The organism is Longimicrobium sp. (assembly GCF_036554565.1).
In the GTDB taxonomy this organism is placed as follows: domain Bacteria; phylum Gemmatimonadota; class Gemmatimonadetes; order Longimicrobiales; family Longimicrobiaceae; genus Longimicrobium.
In genome coordinates, this window is sequence record NZ_DATBNB010000767.1 from 1 (window position 1) to 6,350 (window position 6,350).

At 67.7% G+C, this 6,350-nt stretch carries 7 protein-coding genes; 3 read left to right on the top strand and 4 right to left on the bottom strand.

Going from position 1 to position 6,350, the window contains the following annotated elements; all coding sequences use genetic code 11:
* The 3 genes from VIB55_RS21650 to VIB55_RS21660 form a co-directional block, all read right to left on the bottom strand.
* A partial coding sequence (locus VIB55_RS21650) for a TonB-dependent receptor plug domain-containing protein (RefSeq protein WP_331878754.1) occupies positions 1 to 1,625 on the bottom strand: 1,625 nt, incomplete at its 3' end.
* A 275-nt stretch (positions 1,626 to 1,900) separates the two neighbouring features.
* Positions 1,901 to 2,590 (bottom strand): DsbA family oxidoreductase, encoded by a 690-nt coding sequence (locus tag VIB55_RS21655; protein WP_331878755.1) that lies wholly within the window; start codon positions 2,588 to 2,590, stop codon positions 1,901 to 1,903.
* A gap of 33 nt (positions 2,591 to 2,623) precedes the next feature.
* Positions 2,624 to 3,241 (bottom strand): nitroreductase family protein, encoded by a 618-nt coding sequence (locus tag VIB55_RS21660; RefSeq protein ID WP_331878756.1) that lies wholly within the window; start codon positions 3,239 to 3,241, stop codon positions 2,624 to 2,626.
* A 98-nt stretch (positions 3,242 to 3,339) separates the two neighbouring features.
* On the opposite strand from VIB55_RS21660, the gene VIB55_RS21665 reads away from it, so the two are divergent.
* The 3 genes from VIB55_RS21665 to VIB55_RS21675 all read left to right on the top strand — a co-directional run bounded on the left by VIB55_RS21665 (position 3,340) and on the right by VIB55_RS21675 (position 5,757).
* Positions 3,340 to 3,666, top strand: coding sequence for a helix-turn-helix domain-containing protein (locus VIB55_RS21665; protein ID WP_331878757.1), 327 nt, complete (start codon positions 3,340 to 3,342; stop codon positions 3,664 to 3,666).
* 102 nt (positions 3,667 to 3,768) lie between these two features.
* A complete protein-coding gene (locus VIB55_RS21670; protein WP_331878758.1) occupies positions 3,769 to 4,569 on the top strand; it encodes a helix-turn-helix domain-containing protein in 801 nt (266 codons plus the stop codon).
* Positions 4,570 to 5,757: an ATP-binding protein gene (locus VIB55_RS21675; RefSeq protein ID WP_331878759.1), complete on the top strand. Its 1,188-nt coding sequence runs from the start codon at positions 4,570 to 4,572 to the stop codon at positions 5,755 to 5,757.
* A 214-nt stretch (positions 5,758 to 5,971) separates the two neighbouring features.
* Here the strand turns inward: VIB55_RS21675 and VIB55_RS21680 are convergent.
* The coding region (locus VIB55_RS21680) for a phytoene desaturase family protein (RefSeq protein ID WP_331878760.1) at positions 5,972 to 6,350 on the bottom strand (379 nt) is incomplete at its 5' end.

Here is a 6,350-nt window from a genome sequence, read left to right on the forward strand (position 1 = left end):
TCGGCGGTCAGGAAGGCGTCGGTGTTCGTTTCACTGCGGGTGATCACGTCTTCGCCGTACGTGTCGTCCGGGAAGTTGATGTTGTCCGCGTGGAACATCCGCTTGCGGTGGTCCTGGTACCAGTCGGTGCCGGTACGGGCCGTGGCCGTCAGCCAGTCGGTGAGGCCGTAGCTGAGCGACACGTTGCCGATGAGGCGGTTGCGGTCGTCCTCGTTGCGGTTGTGCAGCGCCAGCCAATACGGATTGGTGTGGTAGTTGTAGTTCCAGTTGTAGTGCTCGCCGTCCTTCATGTAGTCGCGAAGGAGGCGGGTGTCGACCGTGCGGCCGAACCACACGAACTGCTGCATGGGGTTGGTGGCCGAGTAGCCGGTGCCCGGGCGGTTGGCGCCCTCGCCGCGGATGTAGTTGGCCGAGGCCTCGGCGCGCAGGCGGGTGTTGATCTGGGTGCCGCCGTTCAGGCCGATGGTGTAGCGGCTCAGCTCCTGCCCGGGGTACATCGCCTGCTGGTTCATGTGGCCGATCGACAGGCGCACGTTCGCGCGGTCGCTGGCGGCCGACAGGGCCAGGTTGTTCTGCACCGTCATGCCGGTGCGGAAGAAGTTCGAGACGTTGTCCGGATGGCAGACGAAGGGAGCCGGCGCTCCGTTGCTGAAGAACTGGGAGATCGGGCGGCCGTCGCAGGCCGGGCCCCAGCTCTCGTCGACGCCGTCGGCCGTGCCGGCGCCCGCGCCGTCCACGAACTCGAACTCGCCCTGCGAGCCCTGGCCGTACTGGTTCTGGTACGAGGGCAGGCGAAGCGGGTCTTCCCAGGTGACGTTGCTGGTGTAGCTGAGCTGGGTGCCGTCGATGCCGCGGCCGGACTTGGTGGTGATCAGGATCACGCCGTTGGCCGCGCGCGACCCGTAGAGGGCGGCGGCGTTGGGGCCCTTCAGCACCGTGACGTTGGCGATGTCGTTCGGGTTGATGTCCTGCGCGGCGTTGCCGTAGTCGTAGCCGCCATACCCTTCCAGCGTGGGCGCCGTGTTGTCGATGGGCACCCCGTCGACCACGAAGAGCGGCTGGTTGTCGCCCGAGAGCGACGTGGCGCCGCGGATGACGATGCGGGCCGAGCCGCCGGCGGGGCCGGCGTTGGTGGTCTGCACGCCGGCCACTTCACCCGCCAGCGCGTTGACGATGTTGGTTTCCGGCGCGTCGGTGATCTGCGACGCGTCGAGGGTGGCGGTAGAGGTCGTGACCGCCCGCTCCTCTCGGGTGATGCCGAGCGCGGTAACCACCAGGGCGTCGAGCGCCAGGACCGACGAGCCCATCTGGAAGTTCTGCGTCAGGTTGCCCCCGGGCGCAAGCGTAAGGCTGCGCGAAACCGTGGACAGGCCTTGACGGGTGGCGGTGATGGTCACGGTCTGCCCCGCGCGCACGGCGGAGCCCGGAATGGTGATGCGGTACGAGCCGTCGGGGCCCGAGGTGTTGCCGACGTTCAGTTCGGCGATGCGCACGAGGACTCCGGCCTGCGGGTCGCCGTCGGTGTCGGTAACGCGTCCCGACACGGTCGTCGCGTCCTGCGCAAGCGCGAGCATCGGTGAGGCGCACAGCGCCACCAATGCAAGCAGCCAACGAATGGTTCTCATCTCAGGGATTCTCCTGGACAACGTGGGAAAAACGTTTCGCGCGGCGAAGCGCCGCGCGGGGGTGAGGCACGACGGAAGCTCCTTTCTTTGCGACCTGGGGGTGGATATGAGGTGTGGAACGCTGGTTCGAACGCTCGTTAAGGAGGTGGACCGTCCAACATAATCGGGTGCGGCCCAATTTCGCAACCGGCAGGGCCCCTGGGGAGCGCCTGCACGCGCGGGTCCCGGGGCTGCGCCAGCCCCGGGACCCGTAAAAGCGAATGCCCGTCCCGTTTTCAGGCGGCGCAGCTCCCCTCGTCGCAGCGCCCGCCGCCGGCACTTGCGTCTGATTCCTTCGCCTCGCCGGCCACCTGCTCCAGCACCTGCAGGAACGCCGAGGCCGGCTGGGCGCCCTGCACGGCGTAGCGGCCGTCGATGACGAAGGTGGGCACGGCGGTGATCCCCAGGCGCTGCGCCTGCGCGATCTCGTCCTTCACCTCGCGCCGGCCCTCATCGCCCGCCAGGTAGCCCCGCACCCGCGCGCCGTCCATCCCCGCGTCGGCGGCCAGAGTCTCCAGCACGCCCGCGTCGCCGACGTCGGCGCCCTGGCCGAAGTGCGCCTCCAGCAGCTTTTCCTTGAGCGCCTGCTGCACGCCGGCGCCGAATTCGCGCTCCGCCAGGCGAAGCAGCCGGTGCGCGTCGAGCGTGTTTGCGGCCAGCGCGGAATCGAAGTTCATGGCGATCCCCTCGGCGCGCGCCGTCTGCGTCACCTGCCGCGCCATCTGCGCGCCCTGCGCCCCGAACCGCTGCGCCAGGTACTGCTGCAGCGGAAAGGCGGCGGCGGGGGCATCGGGGTTCAGCTGGTAGGGCCGGTAGACGACCTCCACCTGGTCCGCCCCGGGAAACGCCGCCAGCGCGCGCTCGAAGCGCCGCTTGCCGATGTAGCACCAGGGGCACGCCACGTCGGAATAGATCTCTACCTTCATCGCGGTTCCTTGTTCGTCGGCTCTCCCGGCGCCTCAGGCGGCGCGGGCGATGCGCTCCAGCGCGTGCCGGTGGTGGGCGAAGCCCTCTTCCGTGCCGTGGCCGATGGCCACCAGCGCCGGGACGCGCGCGTTCTCCGGCAGGTTCAGCAGGCGCTTGACGGCTTCGGCGTCGAACCCCGCCATGGGCGAGCTCTGGTAGCCGTGCGCCTCGGCCGCGAGCAGCAGGTATCCCAGGGCGATGTGCGCCTGCGCGGCGCCCCACGCCTCGCGCTGCTCCTCGCTCTGCGCCTGGAACGAGCCCAGGATCGTCTGCCGGGTGGTGGCGCGCTGCACGGCATCCATCCCGGGGTGAATCGTCTCGTCGATGGTGGCGAGCGCGTCCTGCATGTCGCTGTACAGCACGATCACCGCGGGGGCGGAGTGCACCTGCCGCTGGTTGTAGGCGGCCGCGGCGAGCTGCGCCTTGAGCTCGGGTGTTTGGACGATCACGAAGCGCCAGGGCTGCACGTTGAACGCCGAGGGCGCCAGGCGAACCACGTCCAGGATGCCGTCGAGGTCCTCGCGCGGAATCGGCTGCGGTTCGAAGGCGCGGATGGAACGGCGCTGCACGGCCGCGTCTCGCACGTTCAACAGGTCGATGGTGGTGCTCATGGCTTGCTCCCGGTGGAACTCGTGTGATATAATTTCTGTAGCAACTATACAAAAAGAAGTTGATTGCGTCAACTGCGCCCTTCGTCTATCGTGGCACCATGAGCGACGCCACTCGTCTATGCCCGCACTTTCACCGCGCCGTCGAGCTCATCGGCCGGCGGTGGACGGGCGCCATCGTCTTCGTCCTGCTGAACCAGCGCTGCCGGTTCGCGGGGCTGCGCGCGGCCATTCCCGAGATCACCGACCGCATGCTCTCGGAGCGGCTGCGCGAGCTCGAGGCGGAAGGAATCGTGGAGCGCAGCGTGATCCCCGACACGCCGGTGCGGGTGGAGTACGCGCTCACCGACAAGGGACGCGCGCTGGCCGCGGCCGTGGACGCGCTGGGCACCTGGGCGCACGACTGGCTGGCCAAGGCGCCTGGGTGAACGCACTGGGTCCACGTCGCGACAGCGGGGAGGCGCAAGGTCCGCAGAGGCATCTATCAAGCAGGTGAGGAAAACCACTGAACGACGACGGGAGAGCGCCTGGTGACGTGCGCGGAGTTGCTGCTCCAGTTGAACCAGTTGGACGAGCATCCCCGGATCGAAGCGAAAACCGCTTCCGATCTGGGGAAATCTGCTTTGCAGACGATCTGCGGCTTCTCCAACGAGCCGGGGCTGGGCGGCGGCTACCTTCTCCTGGGAGTGCAGCGCATCCCGGACCAGATCGAGCGCCAGTACCGCGCGGTGGGGGTGCCCGACCCTGACAAGCTCCAGGCCGACCTCGCGTCGAAGTGTGCCTCCGCGTTCAACGTGGCCGTGCGCCCAGAAGTCTGGTCAGAGGTAGTCGACGGGAAGATCCTGGTGGGAGTGTTCGTTCCCGAGGCGCAAGCGGGGGACAAGCCGGTCTTCTTTTCGGCGCAGGGCCTGCCGCGGGGCGCCTACCGCCGGATCGGCTCGTCGGACCAGCGCTGTACCGACGACGATCTGCTCGTTTTCTACCAGGGTCGGCAGCACCACTCGTACGATGTCACCCCGGTCCAGGATGTCGGGCTGGCGGACCTCGACCCGGACGCCATTACGGAGTACCGGCGCGAGCGGGAGCGGGCCAACGCGACCGCCGAGGAGCTGCGGTGGCCTGACGACGAGCTTCTTCTTGGCCTCGGGTGCCTGTTGCGCCACGAAGGGAGACTTACGGCTACGGTAGCGGGCGTTCTGCTCTTCGGTAGCCGCGCCACGTTGCGGAGAGTCTTCCCGATGATGCGCCTGGATTACATCCGGGTTCCTGGGCGCGAGTGGATCGGCGATCCCGAGCACCGTTTCGAAACGCTGGACATGCGCGACCCGTAGATGCGGCTGATCCGCCGGGGCGAGGCAGCCATCATGGACGACATGCCCAAGCAGTTTCGTCTCCCCGAGGGAGAGCTGCAGCGGAGCGACGTGCCCCGCATTCCCGACCGCGTGGTTCGTGAGGCCATCGTCAACGCGCTGATGCACCGTACCTACCGGACTCACGGCGCCACGCAGATCATCCGCTACTCCAACCGGGTAGAGATCCGAAACCCGGGCCACTCCCTGAAGCCGGAGGACCAGCTGGGCGAGCCGGGGTCGCAGACACGGAACCCTGTGATCGCGGCGGTGCTGCACGAAACTCTCTTCGCAGAAACGAAGGGCAGCGGTATTCGGGTCATGCGCAAGCTGATGCGGCAGACGAACCTGGCACCCCCCACGTTCGAGTCGGATCGGGAGCGCGACCAGTTCACCACGACGCTTTTCTTCCACCACCTCCTGGATGAAGCCGACATCGCCTGGTTGTCGCGCTTCTCGGACCTGAAGCTTTCGCCGGACCAGGCGAAGGCGCTGGTTCACCTTCGTGAGGCAGGTCGAATCACGAACGCCGACTACCGGGAATTGAACGGCGTAGACCCGCTCGCCGCGAGCACGCAACTGCGCCGGCTCCGGCAGTTTGGGCTTATTCAGCAGCACGATCGGGGTTCGGCAACGTACTACACGCAGGCAAACCGCTTTCTCGACGTCCAGGATAATGCGGGAGGTGTGCGGGAATCCGGGGAGTTGGCGGCGGAATCCGGGGAGTTGGCAACGGAATCCGGGGAGTTGGCAGCGGAATCCGGGGAGCTGGGAGCGGAATCCGGGGAGTTGGCAACGGAATCCGGGGAGATGGCAACGGAATCCGGGGAGTTGGCAGCGCAATCCGGGGAGCTGGCAGTGGAATCCGGGGAGCTGGGAGCGGAATCCGGAGAGCTTCCCGGGGAACTGGCGGCGGAACTCAGAACGTTGAAGCGGCGGACTGCGCAACCGGAGATGCGATCGCTCATCTACCGGCTTTGCATGTGGCGCCCGCTGACCTCCGAAGCACTTGCGAAGCTGCTGCAGCGTGAGCAGGCGTACATCGTGGAACAGTACCTCGCGCCGATGGTGAGGGATGGAGAGCTGGCGTACACGATCCCGGGCCGGCCCACGGCACCTCGGCAGGCATACCGTGCGATGCTCCAGAGGGATCGTCAGGGTGGGAGCTGAGCCTGGAGCCGGTCCGCGCCCGAGGATCACAGGCTGTGGGTTGCAGGGAGTTTGCGGGACGATCCACAGGCTCCCTTCCGCGCGCGGTTTTGCCCGGGAAGCGTTGGGGATGCGGGGCGCCAAGGTCGCCACCGAGTCCAGTCGAACGCCGATCGAAGGAGTTCTCCCCTCTCCGCACGCAGTTTGTGCGGGGAGGGGTGGGGGAGGGGCGCTCCTACGCGTGGTCGGGCGCGGTGATGGGGTGCTTCAGTGCGGCCTCGGCGGCGTAGTAGCCGCACATTCCGTGTACGGCTCCACCCGGCGGCGTGGAGGCAGAGCACAGGTACAGCCCCGGCACGGGGGTGGAATACGGGATCTTGCGGGGCGCCGGGCGAAAGAACACCTGGCGTAGCGTCATGGCGCCCGCGCTGATGTCGCCGCCCACCAGGTTGGGGTTGTGACGCTCCAGCGCGGAGGGCGGCATTGTGTTCCGGTGCAGCACCACGTCGCGGAACCCGGGCGCGTACCGCTCTACCTGGTCCTCGATGGCCTCGGTCATGTCCACGTCGCAGCCGAACGGCACGTGGCAGTATGCCCAGGCGATCTGCTTCCCC

What these genes read in the sequence shown, in the direction of transcription:
- VIB55_RS21675 (WP_331878759.1), top strand. Translation starts at nt 4,570, where the DNA reads ATGCGGCTGATCCGCCGGGGCGAGGCAGCCATCATGGACGACATGCCC.
- VIB55_RS21655 (WP_331878755.1), bottom strand. Translation starts at nt 2,590, where the DNA reads ATGAAGGTAGAGATCTATTCCGACGTGGCGTGCCCCTGGTGCTACATC.
- VIB55_RS21660 (WP_331878756.1), bottom strand. Translation starts at nt 3,241, where the DNA reads ATGAGCACCACCATCGACCTGTTGAACGTGCGAGACGCGGCCGTGCAG.
- VIB55_RS21665 (WP_331878757.1), top strand. Translation starts at nt 3,340, where the DNA reads ATGAGCGACGCCACTCGTCTATGCCCGCACTTTCACCGCGCCGTCGAG.